Annotated in this window: 22 protein-coding genes; 12 read left to right on the top strand and 10 right to left on the bottom strand. The window is 73.3% G+C overall.

Annotated elements, in window-relative coordinates:
* Positions 1-151: 151 nt before the first annotated feature.
* The 4 genes from ACGFZN_RS13630 (at position 152) to ACGFZN_RS13615 (ending at position 3,042) form a co-directional block, all read left to right on the top strand.
* Positions 152-847, top strand: a complete 696-nt coding sequence (locus ACGFZN_RS13630) for a response regulator transcription factor (protein ID WP_393858633.1) — start codon at positions 152-154, stop codon at positions 845-847.
* The gene (locus ACGFZN_RS13625; protein WP_393858632.1) at positions 844-2,328 is read left to right on the top strand and encodes a sensor histidine kinase; all 1,485 of its coding nucleotides are present in this window, start codon (positions 844-846) and stop codon (positions 2,326-2,328) included. The genes ACGFZN_RS13630 and ACGFZN_RS13625 overlap by 4 nt, the downstream gene beginning before the upstream one ends.
* An 88-nt stretch (positions 2,329-2,416) precedes the next feature.
* A complete protein-coding gene (locus tag ACGFZN_RS13620) occupies positions 2,417-2,824 on the top strand; it encodes a hypothetical protein (RefSeq protein WP_393858631.1) in 408 nt (135 codons plus the stop codon).
* A complete protein-coding gene (locus tag ACGFZN_RS13615) occupies positions 2,824-3,042 on the top strand; it encodes a hypothetical protein (protein ID WP_393858630.1) in 219 nt (72 codons plus the stop codon). Before ACGFZN_RS13620 ends, ACGFZN_RS13615 begins: the two co-directional genes overlap by 1 nt.
* A 67-nt stretch (positions 3,043-3,109) precedes the next feature.
* Here the strand turns inward: ACGFZN_RS13615 and ACGFZN_RS13610 are convergent, their stop codons facing one another.
* The 3 genes from ACGFZN_RS13610 to ACGFZN_RS13600 are packed head-to-tail and all read right to left on the bottom strand — an operon-like array spanning position 3,110 to position 5,243.
* Positions 3,110-3,685, bottom strand: a complete 576-nt coding sequence (locus tag ACGFZN_RS13610) for a cob(I)yrinic acid a,c-diamide adenosyltransferase (protein ID WP_393858629.1) — start codon at positions 3,683-3,685, stop codon at positions 3,110-3,112.
* Positions 3,686-3,698: 13 nt separating this feature from the next.
* Positions 3,699-4,448: an ABC transporter permease gene (locus tag ACGFZN_RS13605; protein WP_393858628.1), complete on the bottom strand. Its 750-nt coding sequence runs from the start codon at positions 4,446-4,448 to the stop codon at positions 3,699-3,701.
* 9 nt (positions 4,449-4,457) lie between these two features.
* On the bottom strand, positions 4,458-5,243 hold the full coding sequence (locus tag ACGFZN_RS13600) for an ABC transporter ATP-binding protein (RefSeq protein ID WP_393858627.1): 786 nt from the start codon (positions 5,241-5,243) through the stop codon (positions 4,458-4,460).
* An 89-nt stretch (positions 5,244-5,332) separates the two neighbouring features.
* Here ACGFZN_RS13600 and ACGFZN_RS13595 point away from each other — a divergent pair, with 89 nt between their 5' ends.
* From ACGFZN_RS13595 to ACGFZN_RS13580, 4 genes are all read left to right on the top strand, one after another.
* Entirely contained in the window at positions 5,333-5,974 is a 642-nt protein-coding gene (locus ACGFZN_RS13595) for a TetR/AcrR family transcriptional regulator (protein WP_393858626.1), read from the top strand.
* Positions 5,975-6,206: 232 nt separating this feature from the next.
* Positions 6,207-7,055, top strand: coding sequence for a 3-hydroxyacyl-CoA dehydrogenase family protein (locus tag ACGFZN_RS13590; RefSeq protein ID WP_393858625.1), 849 nt, complete (start codon positions 6,207-6,209; stop codon positions 7,053-7,055).
* 151 nt (positions 7,056-7,206) lie between these two features.
* Entirely contained in the window at positions 7,207-7,530 is a 324-nt protein-coding gene (locus tag ACGFZN_RS13585) for an STAS domain-containing protein (protein ID WP_330337777.1), read from the top strand.
* Between the two features lie 388 nt (positions 7,531-7,918).
* Positions 7,919-10,354 (top strand): ATP-binding protein, encoded by a 2,436-nt coding sequence (locus tag ACGFZN_RS13580; protein WP_393858624.1) that lies wholly within the window; start codon positions 7,919-7,921, stop codon positions 10,352-10,354.
* Between the two features lie 51 nt (positions 10,355-10,405).
* On the opposite strand, the gene nucS is transcribed toward ACGFZN_RS13580, so the two are convergent.
* Positions 10,406-11,077, bottom strand: coding sequence for an endonuclease NucS (gene nucS, locus ACGFZN_RS13575; RefSeq protein ID WP_393858623.1), 672 nt, complete (start codon positions 11,075-11,077; stop codon positions 10,406-10,408).
* 276 nt (positions 11,078-11,353) lie between these two features.
* On the opposite strand from nucS, the gene ACGFZN_RS13570 reads away from it, so the two are divergent.
* The gene (locus ACGFZN_RS13570; protein ID WP_030656147.1) at positions 11,354-11,746 is read left to right on the top strand and encodes an SCO5389 family protein; all 393 of its coding nucleotides are present in this window, start codon (positions 11,354-11,356) and stop codon (positions 11,744-11,746) included.
* 114 nt (positions 11,747-11,860) lie between these two features.
* Here the strand turns inward: ACGFZN_RS13570 and ACGFZN_RS13565 are convergent, their stop codons facing one another.
* The gene (locus ACGFZN_RS13565) at positions 11,861-12,889 is read right to left on the bottom strand and encodes an LLM class flavin-dependent oxidoreductase (protein ID WP_393858622.1); all 1,029 of its coding nucleotides are present in this window, start codon (positions 12,887-12,889) and stop codon (positions 11,861-11,863) included.
* A 222-nt stretch (positions 12,890-13,111) separates the two neighbouring features.
* Here ACGFZN_RS13565 and ACGFZN_RS13560 point away from each other — a divergent pair, with 222 nt between their 5' ends.
* Positions 13,112-13,444, top strand: coding sequence for an ATP/GTP-binding protein (locus tag ACGFZN_RS13560; protein WP_393858621.1), 333 nt, complete (start codon positions 13,112-13,114; stop codon positions 13,442-13,444).
* Positions 13,445-13,452: 8 nt separating this feature from the next.
* Here ACGFZN_RS13560 and ACGFZN_RS13555 read toward each other — a convergent pair whose 3' ends face one another.
* The 5 genes from ACGFZN_RS13555 to mce all read right to left on the bottom strand — a co-directional run bounded on the left by ACGFZN_RS13555 (position 13,453) and on the right by mce (position 21,608).
* Positions 13,453-14,343, bottom strand: coding sequence for an ABC transporter permease (locus tag ACGFZN_RS13555; RefSeq protein WP_393858620.1), 891 nt, complete (start codon positions 14,341-14,343; stop codon positions 13,453-13,455).
* On the bottom strand, positions 14,340-15,626 hold the full coding sequence (locus tag ACGFZN_RS13550) for an ABC transporter ATP-binding protein (RefSeq protein ID WP_393858619.1): 1,287 nt from the start codon (positions 15,624-15,626) through the stop codon (positions 14,340-14,342). Before ACGFZN_RS13550 ends, ACGFZN_RS13555 begins: the two co-directional genes overlap by 4 nt.
* 268 nt (positions 15,627-15,894) lie before the next feature.
* Positions 15,895-16,830 carry a cellulose-binding protein gene (locus tag ACGFZN_RS13545; RefSeq protein ID WP_393858618.1) on the bottom strand — a complete coding sequence of 312 codons (936 nt, stop codon included), beginning with the start codon at positions 16,828-16,830 and terminating at the stop codon, positions 15,895-15,897.
* 183 nt (positions 16,831-17,013) lie between these two features.
* Entirely contained in the window at positions 17,014-20,961 is a 3,948-nt protein-coding gene (scy, locus tag ACGFZN_RS13540; protein WP_393858617.1) for a polarized growth protein Scy, read from the bottom strand.
* Between the two features lie 206 nt (positions 20,962-21,167).
* On the bottom strand, positions 21,168-21,608 hold the full coding sequence (gene mce / locus ACGFZN_RS13535) for a methylmalonyl-CoA epimerase (RefSeq protein WP_393858616.1): 441 nt from the start codon (positions 21,606-21,608) through the stop codon (positions 21,168-21,170).
* Between the two features lie 151 nt (positions 21,609-21,759).
* Between mce and ACGFZN_RS13530 the strand changes: the two genes are divergently transcribed.
* Both ACGFZN_RS13530 and meaB read left to right on the top strand, forming a co-directional pair.
* Entirely contained in the window at positions 21,760-22,959 is a 1,200-nt protein-coding gene (locus ACGFZN_RS13530) for an acetyl-CoA C-acetyltransferase (RefSeq protein WP_393858615.1), read from the top strand.
* A gap of 51 nt (positions 22,960-23,010) precedes the next feature.
* Positions 23,011-23,967, top strand: coding sequence for a methylmalonyl Co-A mutase-associated GTPase MeaB (gene meaB, locus ACGFZN_RS13525; protein ID WP_393858614.1), 957 nt, complete (start codon positions 23,011-23,013; stop codon positions 23,965-23,967).
* Positions 23,968-24,067: the final 100 nt, after the last annotated feature.

Genomic DNA, 24,067 nt, shown 5'->3' with positions numbered 1-24,067 from the left:
TAGGTCTGGACCACTTGGCCGGTACGGCTCGCCTGATCCCCAACTCCCGCGCCGCAGCCGCCGCTTGCGCCCCCCGCACCGGATCGCCCACCTGGCCTGCCGCGCTCCCGGCACCGGGTCGTACGCTGACCCGGCGGACGAGGAGGGGCACATGACGGACGCGGCGGGGCAGGGCGCGGTGCTGGTCGTCGACGACGACGCGGCCATCCGGCGCTCGCTGGAGCGCGGCCTGAGGCTGAGCGGGTTCGCGGTGCGGACCGCCGCCGACGGGCCGCAGGCGCTGGCCGCGATCCGGGACGTACCGCCCGACGTGCTGGTGCTGGACGTGTCGATGCCCGGCATGAGCGGCATCGAGGTGTGCACCCGGCTGCGCGACGAGGGCCGGGACCTGCCGGTGCTGATGCTCTCCGCGCTGGACGAGACCGCCGACCGGATCGCCGGCCTCCAGGCGGGCGGCGACGACTACCTCGTCAAGCCCTTCGCCCTGCAGGAACTGGTGCTCCGGCTGCGCGCCCTGCTGCGCCGCCGCCCGCCGGCCGGCCGGGATCGGCTCAGGGTGGCGGACCTGGTCGTCGACCCCGCCGCCCGCACCGCCGAGCGGGACGGCAGCCCGCTGGACCTCACCCGGCGCGAGTTCGAACTGCTGGAGGTGCTCGCCCGCAACGCCGGCCTCGTCCTCACCCGCGACCAGCTCCTGGAACGGGTGTGGGGCTACGACTTCGACGTGCGCACCGACGCCGTCGACACCTTCGTCAGCTATCTGCGGCGCAAACTGGAGGCCGAGGGGCGGCCCCGGCTGATCCACACCGTGCGCGGCGTGGGCTTCGTGCTGAGGGAACGGCCATGAGGCTCTCCACCCGGATCGCCCTCGCCGTCGGCTGCACCGTCCCACTGCTGGTCCTCGCCGCCGGCGGACTGCTGCTGGGCCTCGTCGCCCGGGATCTGCACCGGGCCGAGGACCGGCACCTCCAGCAGCGCGCCGTGGCCCTGGGTCCCGAGGCCCGCGCCCTGCTGCGGGCCTCGGCGAACGGCCGGCCCAAGGCCGCCGACACCCGCGAGCGGCGGCTGTTCAGCACGGCTCTCGACGTCGGCGTACGGCTCGTCGGACCGGGCGCCGCCTTCAGGGGCGGCCCCCAGCCGGACCCGTCCGTGACCCTGCCCGAGAAGTCCGCCGGCTTCGTCACCGTCCGCTCCGGCGGGCGCAGTTGGCGGGCCCTCGTCCGGCAGATCCGCACCCCCGGCGCCTCCGGCACCCTGTGGCTGTTCGCGCCCGACAGCGTCGACCGCGCTCAGGTCCGGCTCGTCCGCAACCGGGTGATCCTCAGCGCCGTGCTCGCCGCGCCCCTGTCCGGACTGCTCGCCTGGGGCCTGGCCGCCGGGGCGAGCGCGCCCCTCGCCCGCCTCACCCGTCGCACCGCCGGACTCGATCCGCGCACCAGCACCGCCCGGCTGCCGGAGGAACGCACCGGCGTACGGGAGGTCGACGAACTCGCCGCGACCCTCAGGACCGTCCTCGCCCGCTACGACGAACAGGCCGCCCGCACCGGCCAGGCCCTGGACACCGCCCGCTCCTTCTCCTCGGCCGCCGCGCACGAACTGCGCACCCCGCTGATGAGCATGGGCACCAACCTCGACATCCTCACCGCCCACCCCGGTCTGCCGGCGGCGGAGCGCGCCGAGGTGCTGGCCGACCTGCACCGCGAACACGCCCGGCTGCTCGGCCTGCTGGAGATGCTGCGGGACCTGGGCCGGGCGGATCTGGTGGAGGCCGACGCGTTCCGGCCCGTCGACCTCTCCGACCTCGCCGACGCGGCCGTGGCCGAGGCCCGCCGCCGATCCCCGGACGCGGACATCACCCTCGACGCCGCACCCGGGCTCACCGTGCACGGCTGGGAACCGGGCCTCAGGCTGCTGCTGGACAACCTGCTCGGCAACGCCCTCGCCCACGGCCGCGACGCCGCGGGCCGGGCACGGGTGCGGGTCGGCGTGACCGGAGCCGAGGACGGGCTCCTCGTCACGGTCGACGACCAGGGTCCCGGCGTGCCGCCCGACGCCCGCGCCCGGATCTTCGATCGGTTCCGGCGGGGCCCGGACAGCGCGGGCTCCGGGCTCGGCCTCACCCTCGTCGCCCAGCAGGCGGCCCTGCACCGGGGGAGCGTCACCGTCACGGACGGCCCGGACGGCACCGGCGCCCGCTTCACGGTACGGCTGCCCGCGGACGGCGGTGGCCTGCCCGCGGAGGGCGGGGCACTGCCGGCCCGACGCGACTGGCTGATCGGCGCAGCCGGGGCAAACCGGTCACAGAGTTTCCCCAAAGACCGTCCCTAGCCTCCGTCCCGTACGGACGGCGACCCGCCCGTCCGGAAAGCGGCCGGACCGGCGACCGGGCCGGTCCGGGAGGGAAACGGAGAGACCGATGAACGCACGACGACGTACGCGCACGCTGCTCGCGGGCGGCGCGATGGCGGCCGTACTGGCGGTGGCCGGCACCGCCGGGACCGCGTCGGCCGACAGCACGCCGAAGCCGGCCCCGACCGGCGACGGAGCGCAGAAGCTGTGCAAGCGGGTGCCGAGGATCGACCGCCGGATCGAGCGCGCCCTGAAGCGGCTGGACGCCGGGCCCGGCACCCGTGGCTCGATCGCCCGGCTGCAGCAGCGGGTGGACAACGCCGAGAAGGCGGGCCACACCGCGGTCGCCACCTTCCTCAAGGACCGGCTGGAGTTCCGCAAGTCTCTGGTGACCACCCTGAAGCAGCGCCAGAAGGACCTGGGCGACGTGCGCACCTGGTGCCAGGCCGACGGCGGCGGGAAGGCGGCGAGCTGATGCGGGCGCGGCGGGCGGCGGCCGCCCTGCCGGCGGTGGCCCTGCTCGCGGCGCTCACCGCGGGCTGCGCCCACCACGACGCCGCCTCCCCGAAGACGCCATCGGTGTCCGGCACGCCCGCGCCCTCCGGCTACGCGGAGATGCGGAAGAAGGTGGACGCGGCCGAGTCGGCGGCCGCGGCGGCCGACCGGGACGCCGCGAGCGACACCGCCCGCTGACCCGCGCGGGCCCCGGTGGGCGCGGCCGGCTCTGCCCACCGGGGTCCCACGGTGCCGGAGGGCCGGCTCAGCCGCGCTCCCCGCCCGGCACCCACAGCACGTCCCCGGTCTCCTTGTTCGCCACGCGGGCCAGGATGAACAGCAGGTCGGACAGCCGGTTGAGGTAGGTCGCCGTGAGCGGGTTCATCGTGTCGCCGTGCGCCTCCAGGGCCGCCCAGGTGGAGCGCTCGGCGCGGCGTACGACCGTGCAGGCCTGGTGCAGCAGGGCCGCGCCCGGGGTGCCGCCGGGCAGGATGAAGGAGCGGAGCTTGTCCAGCTGCTCGTTGAAGCGGTCGCAGTCCGCCTCCAGCCGGTCGACGTAGAACTGCTCCACCCTGAGCGGCGGGAACTGCGGGTTCTCCACCACCGGCGTCGACAGGTCCGCGCCCACGTCGAACAGGTCGTTCTGGACGCGCGTGAGCACCTTGACGACCTCCGCGTCCAGGCCGCCCAGCGCGATCGCGGTGCCGATCACCGCGTTGGCCTCGTTGGCGTCGGCGTAGGCGGAGATCCGCAGATCGGTCTTGGCGACCCGGCTCATGTCGCCGAGCGCCGTGGTGCCCTTGTCGCCGGTCCTGGTGTAGATGCGCGTCAGATTGACCATGCGACCAGCGTAGTTACGCCCCGGCCGTCCGGAACACCCGTGTGCCCACCGTCACCGCCGCCGCCGCGAAGGCGACGGCGACCAGGACGCCGTAGAGCATGTGCGCGCTGGTGTACTGCCCGACGTACGCGTCGCGCACCGCGTCCACCAGATAGCGGAACGGCACGAAGTGCGACAGCACGTCCAGCCAGGCGGGCGCCAGGGTCATCGGGAGCATCAGGCCGGACAGCAGCATCGACGGCATCGACACCATGTTGATCAGCGGGCCGAACTCCTGCGGTGTGCGGACCCTCATGCCGAGCGCGTACGACAGCGAGGCCAGCGACAGGGTGAGCAGGGCGACGAAGCCGAAGCCGATCAGGACGCCGGCGAGCGGCGCGCGCAGCCCCATCGGCAGCGCGGCCAGCACCAGCAGCACCGCCTGGAAGACGAGGACCGTCGCGTCGCGCAGCACCCGGCCGAGCAGCAGCGCGAGCCGGCTGACCGGGGTGACCCGCATCCGCTCCACCACCCCCTGCCCCTTCTCCACGATGACCGCGAACCCGGAGAACAGGGCACCGAACAGGCCGAGTTGGAGCAGCAGGCCGGGCACGAGCACCTGCCAGGAGCTGCCCGCGCCGCCGAGCGGCAGACGCGTCAGCAGCGGACCGAAGAAGACCAGGTAGAGCAGCGGCGTGAGCACCCCGAACAGCAGGGCGAACCGGGAGCGCAGCGACTGGCGCAGATAACGGCCGTAGACGAGGGCCGTGTCGTGCAGAAGCATCGGGGGTTCCTAGACGGCTACGGGGACGGAGTCGGCCGGGACCGGCCCGCGTCCGGTGATGGCGAGGAAGGTGTCCTGGAGGGAGGCGTCGATGGATCCGCCGTACCGGAGCTTGAGCGCGGACGGCGTGCCCTCGGCGGCGACCGCGCCCCGGTCCACGACCACCAGGCGGTCGGCGAGGGCGTCGGCCTCGTCCAGGTAGTGGGTGGTCAGGAAGACGGTCGTGCCGTGCTCGTCGCGCAGCCGGCGGACCAGGTCCCACAGGTCGGCGCGGCTGCCGGGGTCGAGCCCGGTCGTCGGCTCGTCCAGGAACAGCACCTTCGGCCGGTGGGTGAGCGCCATCGCGATGTCCAGCCGCCGCCGCTGCCCGCCGGAGAGGGCGCCGGCCTTCCGGTCGAGGAACCCGGTGAGGCCCAGCTCCCGCGCCAGGTCCTGAGCGCGCCGCGCCGCCTCGGCCTTCGGCAGGCGGTACATCCGCCCCTGGGTGACCAGCTCCTCCCGCACGGTGATCTGCGGGTCGACCCCGCCGGACTGGGCGACGCACCCGATCGCGGCGCGCACCCCCGCCGGGTCCGTCGCCAGATCGTGCCCGGCGACGGTGGCCGCGCCGCCGGTCGGCTTCAGCAGGGTGGTGAGCATCCGCAGGGTGGTCGTCTTGCCGGCGCCGTTGGGTCCGAGGAAGCCGAGGATCTCGCCCTCCTGGACGGCGAGGTCGACACCGCGCACGGCCTCGACGGGGCCGGTCTTGCTCTGGAAGGTGCGCGCGAGTCCCGCCGCGCTGATGACTGCTGCCATGCCCCCAGAAAAACAGAGCCACCCAAAAATTGCAATGTCACCAACTTTTCATAGCCACCAAGTCAGCGCTGCCGATCTACGATGACGCCATGGCAGAGGGGCTCAGGGAGCGGAAGAAGCGCGAGACCAGGCAGCGCATCTCGGACATCGCCACAGGGCTGTTCATCGAGCGCGGCTTCATGGCGGTGACCATGGCGGACGTGGCCGAGGCGGCGGACGTCTCCGTGAACACCGTCTACAACTACTTCCCCGCCAAGGAGGACCTCTTCTTCGACCGCTCCGCCGGGGTGGTCGACCGGCTCGCCCGCTGGGTGCGCGGCCGGGACCCGGGGGAGTCCGCCGCCCGCGCCGTACTGCGCGAACTGCGCGAGGAGGTCGAGGCCGTCTCCCCACGGGTCGGTCTCATGGAGGGCTACGACCGCTTCATGCGGGTGATCCACGACGCCCCGCCGCTGCGCTCCCGGCTGTGGAGCCTCCAGCAGGAGATCCACGACGCCCTGGAGGCGGCCCTGCGCCAGGAGACCGGCGCCGCCGACACCGACCCGCTGCCCGGCCTGATCGCGGGTCAGATCTGCTGGATCCACCAGACCGTCTTCACCACCATCGGCCGCCGCCTCCTCGCCGGCAGCAAACCGGCCGAAGTGTCCCGAGAGGTACTGGTCCTCCTGGACGACATCGAGGACCTCTTGGGGGAAAAGGTCCTGAACTATGCCGTACGGGCGGCTTCCTGAGCCGTCCGTGCCGCCAAGCGACGCCGATTCCCGGGGAATTGACCTTTCCGTGTCCCGGGCACGCATCCCGTCGGATCCGCCGACCGGGGGCCCGCCGAGCCTGTCGTATCGGACGTGACCGGTGTCTCACCCTCTGAGACCGTGACACGCGTTACTAACCGCTCACACAGCGGTGTCGGAGCGCTAGGGTCCGCCGGAGAAGCAGACTTGGAGCGCGTTCGAGGGAGTCGGAGTGGCAGGGAAGCTCGCCGTCATCGGGGCCGGTCTCATGGGGTCCGGGATCGCTCAGGTCGCCGCGCAGGCGGGCTGGGACGTCGTCCTGCGCGACGTCACCGACGACGCGCTCAAGCGCGGCACCGACGGCATCAAGGCCTCGTACGACAAGTTCGTGAGCAAGGGCAAGCTGGCCGCGGACGACGCCGAGGCCGCCCTCGCCCGCATCACGCCGACCACCGACCTGGACGCGGCGGCCGACGCCGACGTCGTGGTCGAGGCCGTCTTCGAGAAGCTCGAAGTGAAGCACGAGATCTTCCGCGCCCTCGACAAGATCGTGCGCCCGGAGACCGTGCTCGCCTCCAACACCTCCGCCATCCCGATCACCAAGATCGCGGCGGCCACCGAGCACCCCGAGCGGGTCGTCGGCGTCCACTTCTTCTCGCCGGTGCCGATGATGCAGCTCGTCGAGCTGGTCCGCGGCTACAAGACGAGCGACGAAACCCTCGCCACCGCGCGCGAGTTCGCCGAGTCCGTCGGCAAGACCTGCATCGTCGTCAACCGCGACGTGGCCGGCTTCGTCACCACCCGGCTCATCTCGGCCCTCGTCGTGGAGGCGACCAAGCTGTACGAGTCGGGCGTCGCCACCGCCGAGGACATCGACCTCGCCTGCAAGCTGGGCTTCGGGCACGCCATGGGCCCCCTCGCCACCGCCGACCTCACCGGCGTCGACATCCTGCTCCACGCCACCAGCAACATCTACACCGAGTCCCAGGACGAGAAGTTCGCCCCGCCGGAGCTGATGCGCCGGATGGTGGACGCCGGTGACATCGGCCGCAAGAGCGGGCAGGGCTTCTACAAGTACTGAGGCGACCCGTCACCGACATTCACCCCGGGAACATCACCCCCCGGGGTGAATTCGGTATCGGTTCGCTTACAAGCAGCAACCGCACCACCACTGACACAGTCAGACGGTGCAACGTCACGGAGTAGCCAACCGCACTCAACGGGGAGCGCATATGCACATCAGGGGCGACCACGCCGAGCTGGTCGTCGGGGGCCGCCTCGACGTCCGCAGCGCGGCGGACGCCCGTACGGCCCTGCACTCGGCCGTCGACGGCGGCGTCGGCGACCTGGTGCTCGACCTGTCCGAACTGGACTCCTGGGACGCCACCGGACTCGGCGTGATCATGGGCGCCCATCGGCGGGCCGGCCGCTGCGGGCGCCGTCTGGTGCTGCGCGGTGTCCCGCCGCAGATGCAGCGCCTGCTGGTCGCCACCCGCCTGCACCGCATCCTCGCCATCGAGGGCGGCATCGGAGTGGAGTCGCTGCCCCGGGTGTGACCTTGGGGGGCGTACGGCGCCCGGAGGGACGCGTCGGGCGGGTGCGGCCGGCGGGGCGGACGGCCGGCTCGGGTGCCGTACGGCGCCGGCTCGGGCCCGCGGGGCCGCGGCGCAACCGTGCGAGCAGGTGTGAAACGGGCGACGGGGGAGACCCGGACGCAGCCGCCGAAGCGCACGTCGCGGGCAATCCTCACCGGACTGTGACGTCTCGGACCGCACGGCACCCCGCCCTGTCGGAGATACTGTGCGAAGGTTTAGGGTTCGGTCGCCCGCCGTCTCGCAACCCTCGATCGAGCGGGCCCGGACCAGAAGCGACAGCGCGGTGTGCGACAAGGCCGGGAGGGGCCGGACATCACGGGCACACGACGCTTTTGGGGGGCTTGAACCTATGGACCCGATCGACGCGGGACCCGAGGAGCACGGCCAGGCGCACAGCCGCCGCCCGCCCCGGGAATCCCTGACCTCCGACTTCGCCCAGAGCACGCCGTCGCTCGCCCGCACGGCGCACGTCGTCTCCGGCGACCTGCTGCTGACGGTGAACCCCGTCGACGGCAGCGAGATAGAACCCTGCCCGCCCGTCGAACGCCCGGGGCGGCCCCGCAAGCGCACCGCCGCCGAGCGCGCCGAGACCGAGCGGGCCGCCCGGCCGCCCGTGCCGCCGGGCCCCGCCCAGCCGGCGCTGTCGCTGGTGGAACGCCAGGACGAACGCGAGCGCCTGGTCCGGCTGCTGGCGCGCGGCCGCTCCGTCCGGCTCACCGGGCCCGGCGGCTCCGGCCGCACCGCCCTGCTCGACCTCGTCGGCGAGGACTGCCAGGACCTCGCCCCCGACGGCGTGGTGCGCCTGAACGGCTTCCACCGCACCGCGCACGACCTCCTGTACGACCTCTTCCACGCCGTCTACGACAGCCCGCGCCACCGCCTGGAACCGGACGAGCTGCGCGCGCTCGTGAGGGAGATCGGCGCGGTCGTCGTCCTGGACGACGTCGAGTTCGGCGGCGCCGCCCTCGACGAACTGCTCGACGCCACCCCCGAGTGCGCGTTCCTGATCGGCGCCACCCCCGACGTGCCCCCGCCCTCCCCCGAGTCGGAGGTCGAGGAGGTCTTCCTCAGCGGCCTCGACCGGGCCGGCGGCGAGGAGGTCCTGGAGCGCACCGCGGGCCGCGTCCTCACCGAGGAGGAGGCCAACTGGGCCGGCGACCTGTGGTTCGAGTCCGAGGGCCTGCCGCTGCGGTTCGTCCAGGCCGGCGCGCTGCTCCGGCAGCGCGACCAGCTGCGGGCCGGCGCCGGGGCGGTGGACGAGTACGGCGTCTTCGAGGACGTACGCCCCCCGGCCGAACTGCCCGTGGAGACGGCCGACGACGTCCCGCTGCCCTCCCTCGGCGAGGCCGCCGCGCCCGCCCCGCTGCTCGCCTCCCGGCTCAGCGCCTCCGCCCGCGCCACCCTGCGCTTCGCCGTCGCCCTCGGCGGCGAGGTGCCGCACCAGGCGCATCTGCCGGCCCTGATAGGCGACACCCATGCCGACGCCGCCCTCGGCGAGCTGGCCGCCTGCGGACTGGTCTCCCCGGTAGGCGCCCGCTACCGGCTCGCGGCGGGCGTGCTGACCCAGCTGGAGGCCGCCGGATACGCCGACGACGCCCAGGCCCAGGCGCTGGCCGCCGCCGAGCACTACGCCTGGTGGGCCGGGCATCCGTCGGTCACCCCCGAGCGGGTGTGCGCGGAGGCCGACGCGGTGCTGGCCGCGCTCGCCGCGATCGTGCCGCACACCGTTCCGGCCGCCGAAGGGGAACAGAGCTGCGCGGTACGGCTGGCCCGCACGGCCGCGCCCGCGTTCGCCGCCGGGCTGCACTGGAGCGCCTGGGAACGCGCCCTGCGCTCCGGCGCCGAGGCCTCCCGGCTCGCCGGTGAGGTGTCCGAACAGGCCTACTTCCACCACGAGTTGGGCGTCCTCGCGCTGTGCGGCGGCCGGCTCGACCGGGCCCGCGCCGAGCTGGAGGCGTCCATCGGGCTGCGCGGCGCGCTCGCGGACAAGCGCGGCACGGTCGCCGGCCGGCGCGCCCTCGCCCTCGTCGCCGACCTCTCGGGCGACGTGCCGGGGATCGCGGCGACGGCGGGGGAGGAGCAGCCGGAGATACGCCACGAGGAGTCGGCGCCGCCGCCGTACGTGCCCCTCGGCGACCCCCTGGTCACCCGCCGGCTCCCGGCCGCCGCGCCGGCCGGCGGCGGCTTCCGCCGGCTGGCCCGCCGCAACCTCGTCGCGGCCGGCTCCGGGGCCCTGCTCGCCGCTGTGCTCGGTACGGTCGTCACGCTCGGCATGACCTCCAACGACAACGCCGGCAAGAACCCGGCCGGCAAGGTCGACGTCAACCCCTCGGCGAGCCAGGACTCGTCCGACGGCTCGCTGGGCGCCGACCCCAACCAGACCCCACGGGCCGGCACCGGCTCGGCCGCCCCGGTGACGCATCCGACGGACCCGGGCCCCGACGGCACCTACGGCACGACGGACGACCCGACCCCGCCCCGGCCGACCACATCCCCCTCGACCAGTCCGAGCCACACCAAGGGCACGGGGGGCGGGGGCACGACGCCGACGCCGTCCAAGTCCCGTACGACGAAGCCGGGTTCGCCGACGCCGACGAAGACGTCCCCCTCGGGCACGCCGACCTCGCCCTCGCCGTCCAAGTCGCCCACCCCGACGCCTACGCCGAGCCAGTCGTCGAGCCCGACCACGACGGACACGGCAAGCGGCCCGGCGTCCACCGTCCCCGCGAGCGCGTCCCAGAGCACGGGCACGGGCACCCCGACCGGCTCGGGCACGGTGATGTGACGCGGGCCCGGCGCTGCGGGCACGAGCGCCGCGGCGCCGGCCGCAGCCCGGTCAGAACAGGCGGAGTTTGTCGTCCTCGATGCCGCGCAGGGCGTCGTAGTCGAGGATGTGGCAGTTGATGCCGCGGTCGGTGGCGAGGACGCGGGCCTGGGGCTTGATCTCCTGGGCGGCGAAGACGCCGCGGACCGGGGCGAGATGGGGATCGCGGTTCAACAGCTCCAGGTAGCGCGTGAGTTGCTCGACGCCGTCGATCTCGCCCCGGCGCTTGATCTCGACCGCGACCGTCTGCCCCTCCGCGTCCCGGCACAGGATGTCCACCGGGCCGATCGCCGTCATGTACTCGCGCCGGATCAGCGTGTATCCGTCGCCGAGCGTCTCGATGCGGTCGGCGAGCAGCTCCTGAAGGTGCGCTTCCACGCCGTCCTTGATCAGACCCGGGTCCACGCCGAGTTCGTGCGAGGAGTCGTGGAGGATCTCCTCCATCGTGATGATCAGTTTCTCGCCCGCTTTGTTGACGACGGTCCACACGCCCTCTTCCTCGCCGGTGCCCTCCTTGAGCGTGCAGGGCGGCGACATCCAGTTGAGGGGCTTGTAGGCCCGGTCGTCGGCGTGGATGGAGACGCTGCCGTCCGCCTTGACCAGGATCAGGCGGGGTGCCGAGGGCAGGTGGGCGGTGAGCCGGCCGGCGTAGTCGACCGAGCATCGGGCAATGACGAGACGCATGGTCGGCAACGCTACTCGACGGCCTGAGGTGCGCGCGATCCGCCCGTCCCGCTCCCGATCGATCGCCCCAATTGTCCCTGGAAACTCTTGTTCATCCCTGGCCGATTGTGCCTGTAAAGGGATCGTTCCATATACGCATTCTGCTGGTGTGGTCACCGACCGTTGCCTACGGTAGTGAACGGGAGGTCGCCGCATAGGTACTGAGCGTGTTCGATATCGCGAACTCCCTTACCCGTCCGGCAACCCCTGCTCTTCGGGGGTGCGAGAGGAGAACCCATGTCGCTCGACGTCTCACCGGCCCTACTCGAACAGGCCGAGCGAGGCGAGGTCGACGAAGCAGCATTCGTCGACTGCGTCCGGACCTCCCTGCCCTACGCATGGGAGATGATCAGCTCCCTGGTGGCCCAGCTGAAGGTCGACGGCGGACCGTTCGCCGACAACCAGACGCCCCCGCCGGACGAGCAGGCACGCGGTCAGCTGCTGCGTGCGCTCGCGAGTGACGCCATCCGCGGCGCCCTGCAGCGGCACTTCGGCGTGCGGCTGGCGTTCCAGAACTGCCACCGGGTGGCGGTGTTCCCGCTGGACGCCTCGGTGGACGAGACGCTGGCCCGCTTCACCTCGGTGCGCAGTCAGTTGCTCAACCAGTCGCCGGAGCTTCGGGACTGCTGACGGGCAGCCCCGCTTCGGCGGACCACGTGAGCCGCTTGCTTGCCGCTCCACCCGGGGGAGGTGCATGCAGTACTGGGGCGGCAAGCCCCCAGGCGGGGGGAGTCGCGGTCCCGCTCAGCGCAGCTGGGGCAGCACCTCGGCACCGAGCCGCCGCAGGTTCTCCTCCGTCGCGGCGAGATCGCCCGAGCCCTCCACGAGCAGGGCGAAGCGCGAGATGCCGGTGCGCTCCGCGGTGGCCGTGAGCCGGTCGGCGGCCAGCCGGGGGGTGCCGACCGGGTGCAGGCCGCAGAGCAGCTCGGTGTAGGCGTGCGGGTCGCGCATCGCGCGCGCCCGGCCGTCGACCGTCACATGGGCCTGCAGGCCCTGCCTCAGCCAGCCCGGCATCGCCTTCAGCAGCGTCTCCGCCGCGTCCGTGCGCCGGTCCGCGAGCTGGCAGACCCCGGCGGAGACGTGCGCGGCGCCGGCGATCTCCTCGGCCGGCCGGCCCGCGGCCTGGGCGCAGCGCCGCCACAGGGCGACCATCTCGGCCTTCTCCTCGTCCCCGACGTGCATGCCGAGCAGCATGGGCAGTCCGCGCTCGGCGGCCAGCCGTACGCTCGCCGGGGAGGTGCAGGCGACCACGACCTCGGGCCCCGGGGCCTCCCTGAGCGCCTCCGACGGGCGGGGTACGACCGGCACCTCGCGGAAGCTGAACCGCTCGCCGGACGCCGACACCGACGGCTCGCTCAGCCAGCGCAGCAGCAGATCGAGGGACTCCGGGAACCCGTGTTCGTACGCCGCGAGGCCCGCGCCGAACACCTCCAGGTCCACCCAGGGGCCGCCGCGGCCCACCCCGAGGGTGAACCGGCCGCCGCTCGTCACGTGCAGCAGCGCGGCCTGCTCGCCGAGGGCCACCGGGTGGGCCGTGGGCAGTACGCTGACCGCCGTGCCCACCCGGATGCGGCGCGTGCGGCCGAGCAGCAGAGCGGCCAGGGTGACGGCGGACGGGCAGGTGCCGTACGGCACGAAGTGGTGCTCGGCGAGCCACACCGAGTCCAGCCCGGCCTCCTCGGCGACCTCCGCCGAGCGGACCGCCCGGTGCAGGGCCTCCCCCGGACCCTGGCCCGGAAACTGGGCGCCCAGCACAAAACTACCTACGTACATCGCATTTCCTGCTTCCTTGGCTCCGACCCGGAGCTCCCCCACCCCGCATAACCGCCTGACACGTGCCCAGGACACGGCCTGGCGGGGAGATTTGCGGATTGTCTGCAGAATGGGTCGCCCTGGAGGGGGACTTGTACGGGTTGGTCCCGGCCGGGTACCCCACTCGGCGGCGCGTAGGCTGGATGCAGCCCGTGCTTCCTGTATAGCCCCGAGAGGTGTCCCGTGTCCCCGCGTCGTAACCGACCCAAGGCAGCCGGATCGTCGGGCCGGAGCGCCGAGGACGACCGGGCGGGCCGGTACGGCGGCTGGCAGTCGACCGAGAACTGGCAGGGCGAGGAGTGGAGCGTGCGCCATGTCGCCGGGGCGAGCGCCGAGGGCAAGACCTACCGCTGCCCGGGCTGCGACCAGATGATCCCCTCCGGCATCCCGCACGTGGTGGCCTGGCCCGAGTACGCGGGCGTCGACGACCGCCGCCACTGGCACAAGGCGTGCTGGAACGCGAAGGACCGCCGCACCACGCGGGTGCAGCGGTCCCGTAACGCGCCGAGGTTCTGAGCGCGGGGTCAGACGTCCCGCTGCTGCAGCAGCAGGCAGGCGCCGGCGAACGCGGCCGCCGTCAGGCCCAGCATGATCCACAGCGGGTCCCAGCCGGAGGGCCCCGAGCTGCTCAGGGAGTTGTCGTAGAAGCAGCTCATCTGGCTCGGGATCGAGTACTCCAGCAGCCACTGGCGCACCTTCTCCAGGGACTGCGCGGCCATGAACAGCGCGATCACCAGCGGGGCCAGCACCGCGCCGATCATGATGGTGATGGCACCCGCGGAGTGCCGCACGACCGAGCCGACGAGCAGCGAGAACAGTCCGAGCAGCGCGAGGTAGAGGCTGATGCCGACGGTCGCCTTGAGCCAGTCGTCGGTGGAGGGGGTACGGGCGCCGCCCACCCCCTTGAGCATGGACACGTGGACCATGGCGACGAAGCCGGACGTGGCCAGCGTGACGACGAAGGCGACCGCGAAGAACACGATCGCCTTGGCGGCGAGCACCCGCACGCGGCTCGGGCACGCGGTCATCGTCGTGCGGATCATGCCGGTGCCGTACTCGGAGGCCGTGGTCAGCACGCCGAGCGTGATGATGCACATGCTGCCGATGAGCAGGCCGAAGAAGCCGAACTGCAGCGGGTTCTGGTCCGACATGCTCTCCGGCCCGGAGTTGGACCTGACCAGCGAGCCGGCCATCAGGCCGATGCCGAGGACGAGCACGACGAACACGCCGAGCGTCCACATCGTCGACCGGACCGACCTGATCTTCGTCCACTCCGAGGCCAGCGCGTGCCCGAGGTGGGCGGGCCGCACCGGGATCGGCGAGGTGTAACCGGGGTACGAGCCGCCGGACGCCGCCTGCCAGTCGGGAGCGGCGGAGGCGGGGGCCTGCGGCATCGGGGGCTGGGGGGTGCTCATCGGGCGTCCTCGGGCTTGGTCAGGTCGGCGGGGGCGGCGGCCGGGGCCGGGGGAGCGGCGGCGGGCGCCTGCGGCGGCGCGGGCGGCGCCGAGGGCGCCTGCGGCGCGGCGCCGCCCGGCACGGGGGAGGCGGGCTGCGGCGCCTGCTGCGCGTACGGGTTGGGGGCGCCCGGGGCGGCGGGGGCGCCGTAGCCGGGTGCCTGCGGGCCGCCGTACGGCCCCGCGGGCGCCTGCGGCATGGCGAAGGGCTGCCCGCCCTGCTGGGGCGGCGGCGGGGCGTACCAGCCGGGCTGGCCCTGGCCGGGCACCGGCATCGGGGGCTGGGCGCCCGGCGGCAGCGGCTGCTGCAGGCCCGCCTTCTGGTCGACGGTCGAGCGGTAGTCCACGGCGCCCTGCGTCATCCGCATGTACGCCTCCTCCAGCGAGGCCTGGTGCGGGGACAGCTCCCACAGCCGTACGCCCGCCTCGTGCGCGAGGTCGCTGATCCGGGGCAGCGGCAGTCCGGTCACCCGCAGCGCGCCGTCCTGCTCCGGCAGCACATGGCCGCCCGCCTCGGCGAGCGCGGCGCTGAGCTTCTCGCGCTGCTGCGGCTCGGTGTCGGGGGTGCGCACCCGGGCGAAGTCCGCGGAGTTGGCCGAGATGAAGTCCTTCACGCTCATGTCGGCGAGCAGCTGGCCGCGTCCGATGACGATGAGGTGGTCGGCGGTCAGCGCCATCTCGCTCATCAGGTGCGAGGAGACGAAGACCGTGCGGCCCTCCGAGGCGAGGGCCTTCATCAGGTTGCGCACCCAGAGGATGCCCTCGGGGTCGAGGCCGTTGACCGGCTCGTCGAACAGCAGCACCTGCGGGTCGCCGAGCAGCGCGGCGGCGATGCCGAGCCGCTGGCCCATGCCGAGCGAGAAGCCCTTGGAGCGTTTTTTCGCCACGTCCTGCAGACCGACCACGCCGAGCACCTCGTCCACCCGCCGGGCCGGGATGCCGGACAGCTGGGCGAGGCTCAGCAGGTGGTTGCGGGCGCTGCGGCCGCCGTGCACCGCTTTGGCGTCGAGCAGCGCGCCGACCTGGCGGGGGGCGTTGGGCAGCTTGCGGTAGGGGTAGCCGCCGATGGTCACCGAACCGGACGTCGGGTTGTCGAGCCCGAGGATCATCCGCATCGTCGTCGACTTGCCCGAGCCGTTGGGCCCGAGGAAGCCGGTGACGGCTCCTGGCCGCACGTGGAAGGAAAGGTTGTACACGGCGGTCTTGTCGCCGTAGCGCTTGGTCAGGCCGACAGCCTCGATCATGCTCCGCACCCATCGAAAGGTTCAGGACAGCCGGGGCAGACGCCCCCGTAAGGGTTAGGAGGATATCGGGGCGCTGACGGTTCCGCCCAAGAGAAGGCAAAGCCAGAACATCACGGTATGTGACGGAATTCTCCACCGGGCGTCCCGCCGGAGAAAGAGGGCCGCGCCGAACGGGACGAAGCCCCCTGCCCCGTGCGGGCAGAGGGCTCCGAAGGCGCTCGTACGGCTGCGCGACCGCGCTTACCGCTGTACGGCTGCGGGACCGCGCTTACCGGGACTGCTGCGCCGGCACCCCGCGCGAGATCGGCTCGTCCTCGGCCGGCGAGCCGGCGGCGGCCACGGCGGCGCCGGTGAGCGTCGCCAGCATCTCGCGCACGTTCGTCAGCTGGGCGTTGATCGAGTCGCGGCGGTTGGTCAGCGCGGCGAGCTCGCGCTCGGATTCCGAGCGGATGCGGTCGGCCTTGGCGTTGGCGTCGGCCACGATGTCCTCGGCCTGGCGCTGGGCCGTCTCCACCGTCTGGCGGGCGCGGCGCTCGGCGTCGGTGCGCAGCTTCTCCGCCTCCAGGCGCAGCTGCTCGGCGCGGTGCTCGATCTCGGCGAGGCGCTTCTCGGCCTTGGCCTGACGGGAGGCCAGGTCGCGCTCGGACTGCTCGCGGCGCTTGGCGAGGTTCGTCTCGAAGTCGGCGGCGGCCTGCGCGGCCTTGGCGCGGGTCTCCTCGAAGAGGGCGTCCGCCTCCTCACGCTTGGACTGCGCGTCCTTCTGCGCCTCGGCACGCAGCTGCGAGGCGTCGGACTTGGCCTTCTCGACGATCCGGACGCCCTCGTCCTCGGCCTTCGCCTTGCGCTCGGCGGCGTAGGCCTCGGCGTCGTTGCGGACCTGCTGGGCCGCGGACTCGGCGAGGTCGCGGTGCTGCTCGGCCGCCCGCCGGGCCTCCTCACGCAGTTCCTTGGCCTCTTCCTCGGCCAGGCGCAGGATCTTCTCGACCCGGGCACCGAGACCCGCGTACGACGGCTCGGCGTCGGTGACCTGGGCCTGGGCGTTCTGCGTCTCGAGGTGGAGCTCCTCGATGCGCTTCTCCAGGGCGGTGATGCGGGCGAGAGCGCTGTCACGGTCGGAGACGAGCTTGGAGATACGTTCGTCCACCTGAGCGCGGTCGTACCCACGCCGCACAAGCTCGAAGCCGTAGGGGGAAGTGTCGCTCATGGGGTTCCTGTCGAATGAGACCGGTGAGGTGATAGGGGGAATCCTAGGGGCCGAAGCGGTGTGTCATCGAGCGGATACGTGTTTGATCTGGAGAATGAGACCCCTTTTGAGTGGCTGACGGCCGGATGGCTTGCCAACGAGTCGGGCAAAGCCCCCAGACGTTACCGGAACACACCGCTCAGGTTAGCCGTCTGACGACTTGCCACCCGATCGGGGGGCGCCCACCGTCGCGCCGGCCTTGACCCCGCCGTCCTTGCCGGAGGCCGGCGTCTCGAAGGACTCCAGCGCCTCCAGGACGTCCTGCACCCGGGAGATCTCGGCGTTGATGTCCTCGCGCCTGCGCACCAGGATCTCCAGCTCGCGCTTGCCCTCCTCGACCGTGCGCCGGGCCTCGCGGATCGCCTCGGCCTTGAGCTCCTCGGCCTCCTTGATCAGGCTGGCCTTCTTCAGCTCGGCCTCCTTGAGCAGCCCCTCCGCCTTCTTCACGGCGGCGATGCGCACCTTGCCCGCCTCGGAGTTGGCCTCCGACACCAGCTCCTTGGCCTTCGCCTCGGCCTTCGCCAGCTGCTCCTCGGCCGCCTGGATGAGCGCGTCGCAGCGGTCGCCGGTGGACTTCATCGTCTCGGCGGCCTCGCGCCGGGCCCGCTCGTGCAGCTCCTCGATCTCGGCGGTGATCCGGTCGCGCAGCTCCTCCGCCCGCTCCCTGATCGCGGTCGCGTCCCGGCGGGCGCCGACCAGCAGCTCGTCGGCGTCCGTACGGGCCTTCTCCACGCGGGAGTTGCCCTCGACGGTCGCCTCGGCGACGATCCGCTCGGCCTCGGCGCGGGCCGCGCCGACCATCGTGTCGGCCTGCGACTCGGCGTCCGCGGTGGTCTTCAGCGCCTGCTCCTGTGCCTCCGCGAGCAGCTTGTCCACCTCGGCCGTGGTCTCGGTGATGAGCGTGTCGACCTGCTCGGCCGCCTCCGAGCGCCGCTTGTTGGCCTCCTTGCGGGCCTCGTCCAGGGTCCGCTCGGCCTCCTCGCGGGCGGTGCTGACGAGCCGTTCGGCCTCCGCCTCCGCGTCCGCCCTGAGCCGCTCGGCGTCCGCCCGCATCCGCTCGGCGTGCGTCTGCGCCGAGCCGACCGTCTCGGCGGCCTCCGCGCGCAGCCGCTCGGCCTCGCCGGTGGCCTCCCCGACGAGCTGCTCGGCGGCCGCCAGGGCCTCCGCGCGGACCCGGTCGGCCTCGGCCAGCGCCTCGCCGCGCATCCGCTCGGCCTCGGCGGCGGTCTCCGTCTGCAGCCGCTCCGCCTCCGTGAGGGCCTCCGTACGGACCCGGTCGGCCTCGGCGATCGTCTCGTTCTGCAGCCGCTCCGCCTCGCTGCGGGCCTCGGTGATGAGGGTGTCCGCCTGCGTCGCCGCGTCCGAGCGGATCCGGTTGGCGTCCTCGCGGGCGTCCGCCCGGGTACGGGCCGCCGCCTGGTCGGCCTCGGCGAGCGCGTCCGAGGCCTCGGTGCGCACCCGCTGGGCGTACTCGCCGGCGTCCGCGCGCAGCCGCTCGGCCTCCGCCATCGCCTCCGCGACCGTACGCTCCGCCAGCGCCTTGGCGGCCTGCGACTCCTCGTTCGCCTCGCGCCGCAGCCGCGAGGCGTCCTCGCCGGCCCGCTCCCGCTCGGCGTAGGCGTCGGCGCGGACCCGGTCCGCCTCCTCCTCGGCCTCCCGCCGGGTGCGGTCCGCCGCGTGCTCGGCGGCCGAGCGCAGCCCGGCGATCTCTTCCTGCGCCTGCTCGTGCAGCCCGGCGACCGAGTCCCGCACCTGCTGGGCGTGCTGCTCGGCCGCGGAGACCATCTCGGTGGCCCGCCGGTCGGCCTCCTCCACCAGCCGGGTGGCCTCGGCCTGCGCCTCCTCCACCCGCTTGCGTGCGGAGGCCAGCAGCTCCTCGCTCTGCTCGCGGGCCCGCCGGCGCTCCTCCTCGGCCTCCTCGCGGGCCGCGCCGAGCAGCTCCTCCGCCTCGCGGCGGCGCCGGGCGGCCTCCTCCTGGGCTGCGGCCAGCGTCTCCGACGCCTCGGTGCCGAGCCGCTCGGCGGCGGCCTGCGCCTCCGCGCGCACCCGGTCGGCGGTGTCCTGGGCCTCGGCCTTGAGCCGCTCGGCCTCGGCGGCGGCCTCACTGCGCAGCCGTACGGCGACGGCCTCGCCCTCGGCGCGGAAAGCGGACGCGTCGGAGGCGGCCTCGTCGCGCAGCCGCTCGGCCTCGGCCTCGGCCTGCTGCCGGAGCGTACGGATCCGCTCGGCGGACTCGGTGCGCAGCCGCTCGCTCTCCTCGGCGGCCTCGCGGCGGATCCGGGCGGCCTCCTCACGGGCGTCCGCGAGCGCCTGCTCGGCCGACTCCAGCCGCTCCTGCGCCTCCGTCTGGAGCCGGGTCAGCTCGGCCGCGGCCTCCGCCCGGCGGGCCTCGACGGCGCGCTCGGTCTCCTCGCGCAGCCCGCGCGCGGCGCTCTCGGCGTCCGCCGTGATCTTCTCGGCCTGCTCGCCGGCCTCGGCGCGCAGCCGCTCGGCCTCCTTGCGGGCCCGGCCCAGGGTCTCCTCGGCCTGCCGGCGCAGCGCGGTGGCCCGCTCGATGGCCTCGGTGCGGACCTTCTCGCTGTCGGTCGTCGCGGTCTGCCGCAGCTCGTCGGCGTCCGCCTTGGCCTTGGCCAGCAGCTCCTCGGCGGTCTTGGCCGCCTCCTCGATCTGCGCGACCGCCTCCCGGCGGGCCTCCGCGCGGATCGACTCGCCCTCGGCGACCGCGTCGGCGCGCAGCTGCTCGGCCTCGCCGCGCAGCCGGCGGGCCTCCTCCTGCAGCTCGACCGTCTTGGCGCGGTACTCCTTGGTGTCGTCCTTCGCCGCGCCCTTGAGCTGCTCGGCGATGTCGTGCGCCTCGGCGCGCAGCCGGTCCGCCTCGGCCTCGGCCTCGGTGCGGATCCGCTCGGCCTCCTCGGTGGCGGCCCTGGTGGTCCGCTTGGCCTCCTCGGAGGCCTTGGTGAGCACGTCCTCGGCGGTCCTGGCCGCCTTGGACAGCTGGGTGGCGCTCTCCTCGGCGGTGATCGCGCGGGCCTTCTCGGACGCCTCCGCGAGGATCTTCTCGGCCTCGGCGCGGGCGTCCGCGACCAGCTGCTCGGCCTCCGACCTGGTCTGCTCGGCCTCCTTGGTGGCCTCCTCGACCAGCCGGGCGACCTGCTCCTTGGCCGTGCGGGTCCGCGTCTCGTTGGCGGCCTCGGCGCTCGACAGGGCCTTGGCGGCGGCCTCCTTGGCCTCAGTGACGACCTTCTCGGCCTCCGCCTGGGCCTTGCGCAGCGCCTCCTCGGCCGCGGCCATCCGCTCCTCGGCGGCCCGGGTCAGCTCGGCGGCCTGCCGGCGGGCGGTGTCGGACTCGCCGACCGCGTCGGTGCGCAGCCGCTCGGCGTGGTCGGTGGCCTCCTGGGCCTGGGTGGAGGCGGCGTTCAGCAGGCGCTCGGCGTCCGTGCGGGCGCGGCGCAGGATCTGCTCGGCCTCGGCGCGGGCCGACTCCGCCTCGCTCTGCAGCCGCTGCCGGGCCTCGCGGGTCAGCCGCTCGGCCTCGGCGCGGGCGGCGGCCATCTGCTGCTCGGCCTCGGCGCGGGACTCCTCCAGCAGCCGGCGGGCCTGTTCCTCGGTGCGGGCGCGCAGCTGCTCCGCCCAGGCCACGTTCTCGTTGACGTGCGACTCGACGGTGGCGCGGCGCTCGGCCAGCTCCTGGTCGAGCTGCTGGCGCCGGGTGACGGCCTCCTGGTGCAGCTCCGCCTGGAGCCGGGCGGCCTGCTCGGCGTGCTCCTGGAGGATCCGCTGGGTCTGGGCGCGGGCCTCGGCGGCCATCCGCTCGGCTTCCTGCCGCAGCTGGTCGGCCTGCATCTGGGCATTGCGGAGCAACTGCTCGGCCTGATAGCCGATGTCACCGCCGTCGAAGGCGGGCCGGGTCATCAGGGTGCGGCGCGCCTCGTGCAGCTTGGCGCGCAGCACCTCGACCTGGTAGCCGAGGTCCTCGGCGTGCTGGATCGCCTTTTCCCGCTCGGTCTTCAGCCGCTTCATCTCGGCCTCGAACCGAGAGAGGTGGTCGACGTCAGCCGCCGGCTCTCGCTCCTGGCTCTCGTAGCCCCGCACTGCGCGGTCCCATCCGTCCCCTGGTCAGCTTCTCCAACGAGCCTCGTCCTCCGCCGAACGGGGCCCCCGGGGAATGGTGTCAGATCAACGGCGGAGCACGGGCTGCTGCCCCGACGCTCGTCCCCCGAAACCCGGACCCCGGAAACGGCCGTCCCCCGGTTTCGGGGACGACCGCCCCCAACCCTACCGGCCCTTATGTACGGCGGTCAGTGCTCAGGGGACTCAACCGGGGCCGAAGTGACCAGTTCTGTCAGGACGCCGTGGCAGTCCTTGGGGTGCAGGAAGGTGATCCGCGACCCCATCGAACCCCGTCGCGGCTCGTCGTACAGCACGCGTACGCCCTTGTCGCGGATGCCGGCGGCGTCCGCGTCGACGTCCGCCGTGCCGAAGGCGATGTGGTGGACGCCCTCCCCGTTCTTCGCCAGCCACTTGCCGACCGCGGAGTCCTCGCGGGTCGGTTCCAGCAGCTGGAGGTAGGAGGCTCCGCCGTCCGAGGTCTCGTTGATCTTGAGCATGGCCTCGCGCACGCCCTGCTCCTCGTTGACCTCGGTGTGGAACACCTCGAATCCGTACGTGGCCCGGTAGAACTCGACGGTGGCGTCGAGGTCGTGGCAGGCGATCCCGATGTGGTCGATTCGCGTCAGCATGAATTCAGTGCAGCGCCACCGCGGTGGTTACGCAACGTGCGAGCGATCACACCGACAGCCCGATGACGGCACGGAGTGCCACTCAGTACATTCGAAGTAAACCCTCGTTCACTCCTCGGCCTGGGCAAGGCCGGTAAGGGGATCGCAGCTCATGCCTTCTGGAACGAACAGCTCGGTGATCGTCGCGGGCGCGCGAACGCCCATGGGACGACTGCTCGGCTCCCTCAAGTCCTTCTCCGGAGCCGACCTCGGCGGCTTCGCGATCAAGGCCGCCCTCGACCGTGCGGGGATCGGCGGCGACCAGGTGCAGTACGTCATCATGGGCCAGGTGCTGCAGGCGGGCGCCGGGCAGATCCCGGCCCGCCAGGCGGCCGTGAAGGCCGGCATCCCCATGAACGTCCCGGCGCTCACCATCAACAAGGTGTGCCTGTCCGGCCTCGACGCCATCGCGCTGGCGGACCAGCTGATCCGCGCCGGCGAGTTCGACATCGTCGTGGCCGGCGGCCAGGAGTCCATGACCAACGCCCCGCACCTGCTGCCGAAGTCCCGCGAGGGCTTCAAGTACGGCGCGGTGGAGATGCTCGACGCGATGGCCTACGACGGCCTGACCGACCCGTGGGAGAACATCCCCATGGGCCAGTCCACGGAGAAGCACAACACCCGCCTCGGCATCGGCCGCGCCGAGCAGGACGAGATCGCCGCCCTGTCGCACCAGCGGGCCGCCGCCGCGCAGAAGAACGGCCTGTTCGAGGCCGAGATCACCCCCGTGGAGATCCCGCAGCGCAAGGGCGACCCGGTCCTGTTCAGCAAGGACGAGGGCATCCGCGGCGACACCACCGCGGAGTCCCTGGCCAAGCTGCGCCCGGCCTTCAGCAAGGACGGCACGATCACGGCCGGGTCGTCGTCCCAGATCTCCGACGGCGCCGCCGCGGTGGTCGTGATGAGCAGGGCCAAGGCCGAGGAGCTGGGCCTGACCTGGCTCGCCGAGATCGGCGCGCACGGCAATGTGGCGGGCCCGGACAACAGCCTGCAGTCGCAGCCGTCCAACGCCATCCGGCACGCCCTGAAGAAGGAGGGCCTGGAGGTCTCCGACCTCGACCTGATCGAGATCAACGAGGCCTTCGCCGCGGTCGCCGTGCAGTCCATGAAGGACCTCGGCGTGTCCACCGAAAAGGTGAACGTGAACGGCGGCGCGATCGCCCTCGGCCACCCGATCGGCATGTCCGGCGCCCGCCTGGTGCTGCACCTGGCGCTGGAGCTCAAGCGGCGCGGCGGCGGGGTCGGCGCGGCCGCGCTGTGCGGCGGCGGCGGCCAGGGTGACGCGCTGATCGTGCGGGTACCGAAGGCGTGAGCACCCTCGTGGTGCGCGTCTGTACGTCTGTGAACTGAACGGAGCAGTTTGATGCAGGACGTCTCCTCTCTGGTGGCCCAGGCCAGGGAAGGCCGGCCGCGGGCCGTGGCCCGGCTCATCTCGCTGGTGGAGGGGGCGTCCCCGCAGCTCAGGGAGGTCATGGCGGCGCTGGCCCCGCTGACCGGCAACGCCTACGTGGTGGGCCTGACCGGCTCCCCGGGGGTCGGCAAGTCGACCTCGACCTCCGCGCTCGTCACCGCGTACCGCAAGCAGGGCAAACGGGTCGGCGTCCTGGCCGTCGACCCGTCCTCGCCCTTCTCCGGCGGCGCCCTGCTCGGCGACCGCGTCCGCATGTCGGAGCACGCCTCCGACCCCGGCGTCTACATCCGCTCCATGGCCACCCGCGGCCACCTCGGCGGCCTCGCGTGGGCCGCGCCCCAGGCGATCCGGGTCCTGGACGCGGCGGGCTGCGACGTGATCCTGGTCGAGACGGTGGGCGTGGGCCAGTCGGAGGTCGAGATCGCCTCCCAGGCGGACACCAGCGTGGTCCTGCTGGCCCCCGGCATGGGCGACGGCATCCAGGCGGCCAAGGCGGGCATCCTGGAGATCGGCGACGTGTACGTCGTCAACAAGGCGGACCGGGACGGCGCGGACGCCACCGCCCGCGAACTGAACCACATGCTGGGCCTCGGCGAGGCCCGCGGCCCCGGCGACTGGCGCCCGCCGATCGTGAAGACGGTCGCCGCCCGCGCCGAGGGCGTCGACGAGGTCGTCGAGGCCCTGGAGAAGCACCGCGCGTGGATGGAGGAGCGCGGGGTGCTGGCCGAGCGCCGCACGGCGCGTGCGGCCCGCGAGGTGGAGACCATCGCCGTGACCGCCCTGCGCGAACGCATCGGCGACCTGCACGGCGACCGCCGCCTCAGCGCGCTCGCGGAGCGCATCGTCGCCGGCGAACTGGACCCGTACCGCGCGGCGGACGAGCTGGTGGCGGGCCTGACGCAGGGATAACCGATCGCCCCCCCGCCCGCCCTGCTGCTACCTTGACGGCCATGTTCCTCTGCTTGGCGTAGAGCGCACCCGGACCGCGAGGCCGTGACGCACGACCGGC

Origin of the sequence: Streptomyces sp. NPDC048192, from assembly GCF_043202415.1 — a bacterium.
Lineage (GTDB): Bacteria > Actinomycetota > Actinomycetes > Streptomycetales > Streptomycetaceae > Streptomyces.
The sequence above is the reverse complement of the archived record's forward strand: the minus strand, read 5'-3'. Positions and strand labels throughout refer to the sequence as shown.

Bases quoted from the DNA above. Each gene is read 5' to 3' on its own strand.
- ACGFZN_RS13600 (WP_393858627.1), bottom strand. From the start codon at position 5,243: ATGGCAGCAGTCATCAGCGCGGCGGGACTCGCGCGCACCTTCCAGAGC.
- ACGFZN_RS13565 (WP_393858622.1), bottom strand. From the start codon at position 12,889: ATGTACGTAGGTAGTTTTGTGCTGGGCGCCCAGTTTCCGGGCCAGGGT.
- ACGFZN_RS13625 (WP_393858632.1), top strand. From the start codon at position 844: ATGAGGCTCTCCACCCGGATCGCCCTCGCCGTCGGCTGCACCGTCCCA.
- ACGFZN_RS13545 (WP_393858618.1), bottom strand. From the start codon at position 16,830: ATGAGCGACACTTCCCCCTACGGCTTCGAGCTTGTGCGGCGTGGGTAC.
- ACGFZN_RS13605 (WP_393858628.1), bottom strand. From the start codon at position 4,448: ATGCTTCTGCACGACACGGCCCTCGTCTACGGCCGTTATCTGCGCCAG.
- ACGFZN_RS13630 (WP_393858633.1), top strand. From the start codon at position 152: ATGACGGACGCGGCGGGGCAGGGCGCGGTGCTGGTCGTCGACGACGAC.
- meaB (WP_393858614.1), top strand. From the start codon at position 23,011: ATGCAGGACGTCTCCTCTCTGGTGGCCCAGGCCAGGGAAGGCCGGCCG.
- ACGFZN_RS13595 (WP_393858626.1), top strand. From the start codon at position 5,333: ATGGCAGAGGGGCTCAGGGAGCGGAAGAAGCGCGAGACCAGGCAGCGC.
- ACGFZN_RS13570 (WP_030656147.1), top strand. From the start codon at position 11,354: ATGTCGCTCGACGTCTCACCGGCCCTACTCGAACAGGCCGAGCGAGGC.
- ACGFZN_RS13585 (WP_330337777.1), top strand. From the start codon at position 7,207: ATGCACATCAGGGGCGACCACGCCGAGCTGGTCGTCGGGGGCCGCCTC.
- ACGFZN_RS13550 (WP_393858619.1), bottom strand. From the start codon at position 15,626: ATGATCGAGGCTGTCGGCCTGACCAAGCGCTACGGCGACAAGACCGCC.
- ACGFZN_RS13555 (WP_393858620.1), bottom strand. From the start codon at position 14,343: ATGAGCACCCCCCAGCCCCCGATGCCGCAGGCCCCCGCCTCCGCCGCT.
- ACGFZN_RS13615 (WP_393858630.1), top strand. From the start codon at position 2,824: ATGCGGGCGCGGCGGGCGGCGGCCGCCCTGCCGGCGGTGGCCCTGCTC.
- ACGFZN_RS13620 (WP_393858631.1), top strand. From the start codon at position 2,417: ATGAACGCACGACGACGTACGCGCACGCTGCTCGCGGGCGGCGCGATG.
- ACGFZN_RS13580 (WP_393858624.1), top strand. From the start codon at position 7,919: ATGGACCCGATCGACGCGGGACCCGAGGAGCACGGCCAGGCGCACAGC.
- ACGFZN_RS13610 (WP_393858629.1), bottom strand. From the start codon at position 3,685: ATGGTCAATCTGACGCGCATCTACACCAGGACCGGCGACAAGGGCACC.
- ACGFZN_RS13530 (WP_393858615.1), top strand. From the start codon at position 21,760: ATGCCTTCTGGAACGAACAGCTCGGTGATCGTCGCGGGCGCGCGAACG.
- nucS (WP_393858623.1), bottom strand. From the start codon at position 11,077: ATGCGTCTCGTCATTGCCCGATGCTCGGTCGACTACGCCGGCCGGCTC.
- mce (WP_393858616.1), bottom strand. From the start codon at position 21,608: ATGCTGACGCGAATCGACCACATCGGGATCGCCTGCCACGACCTCGAC.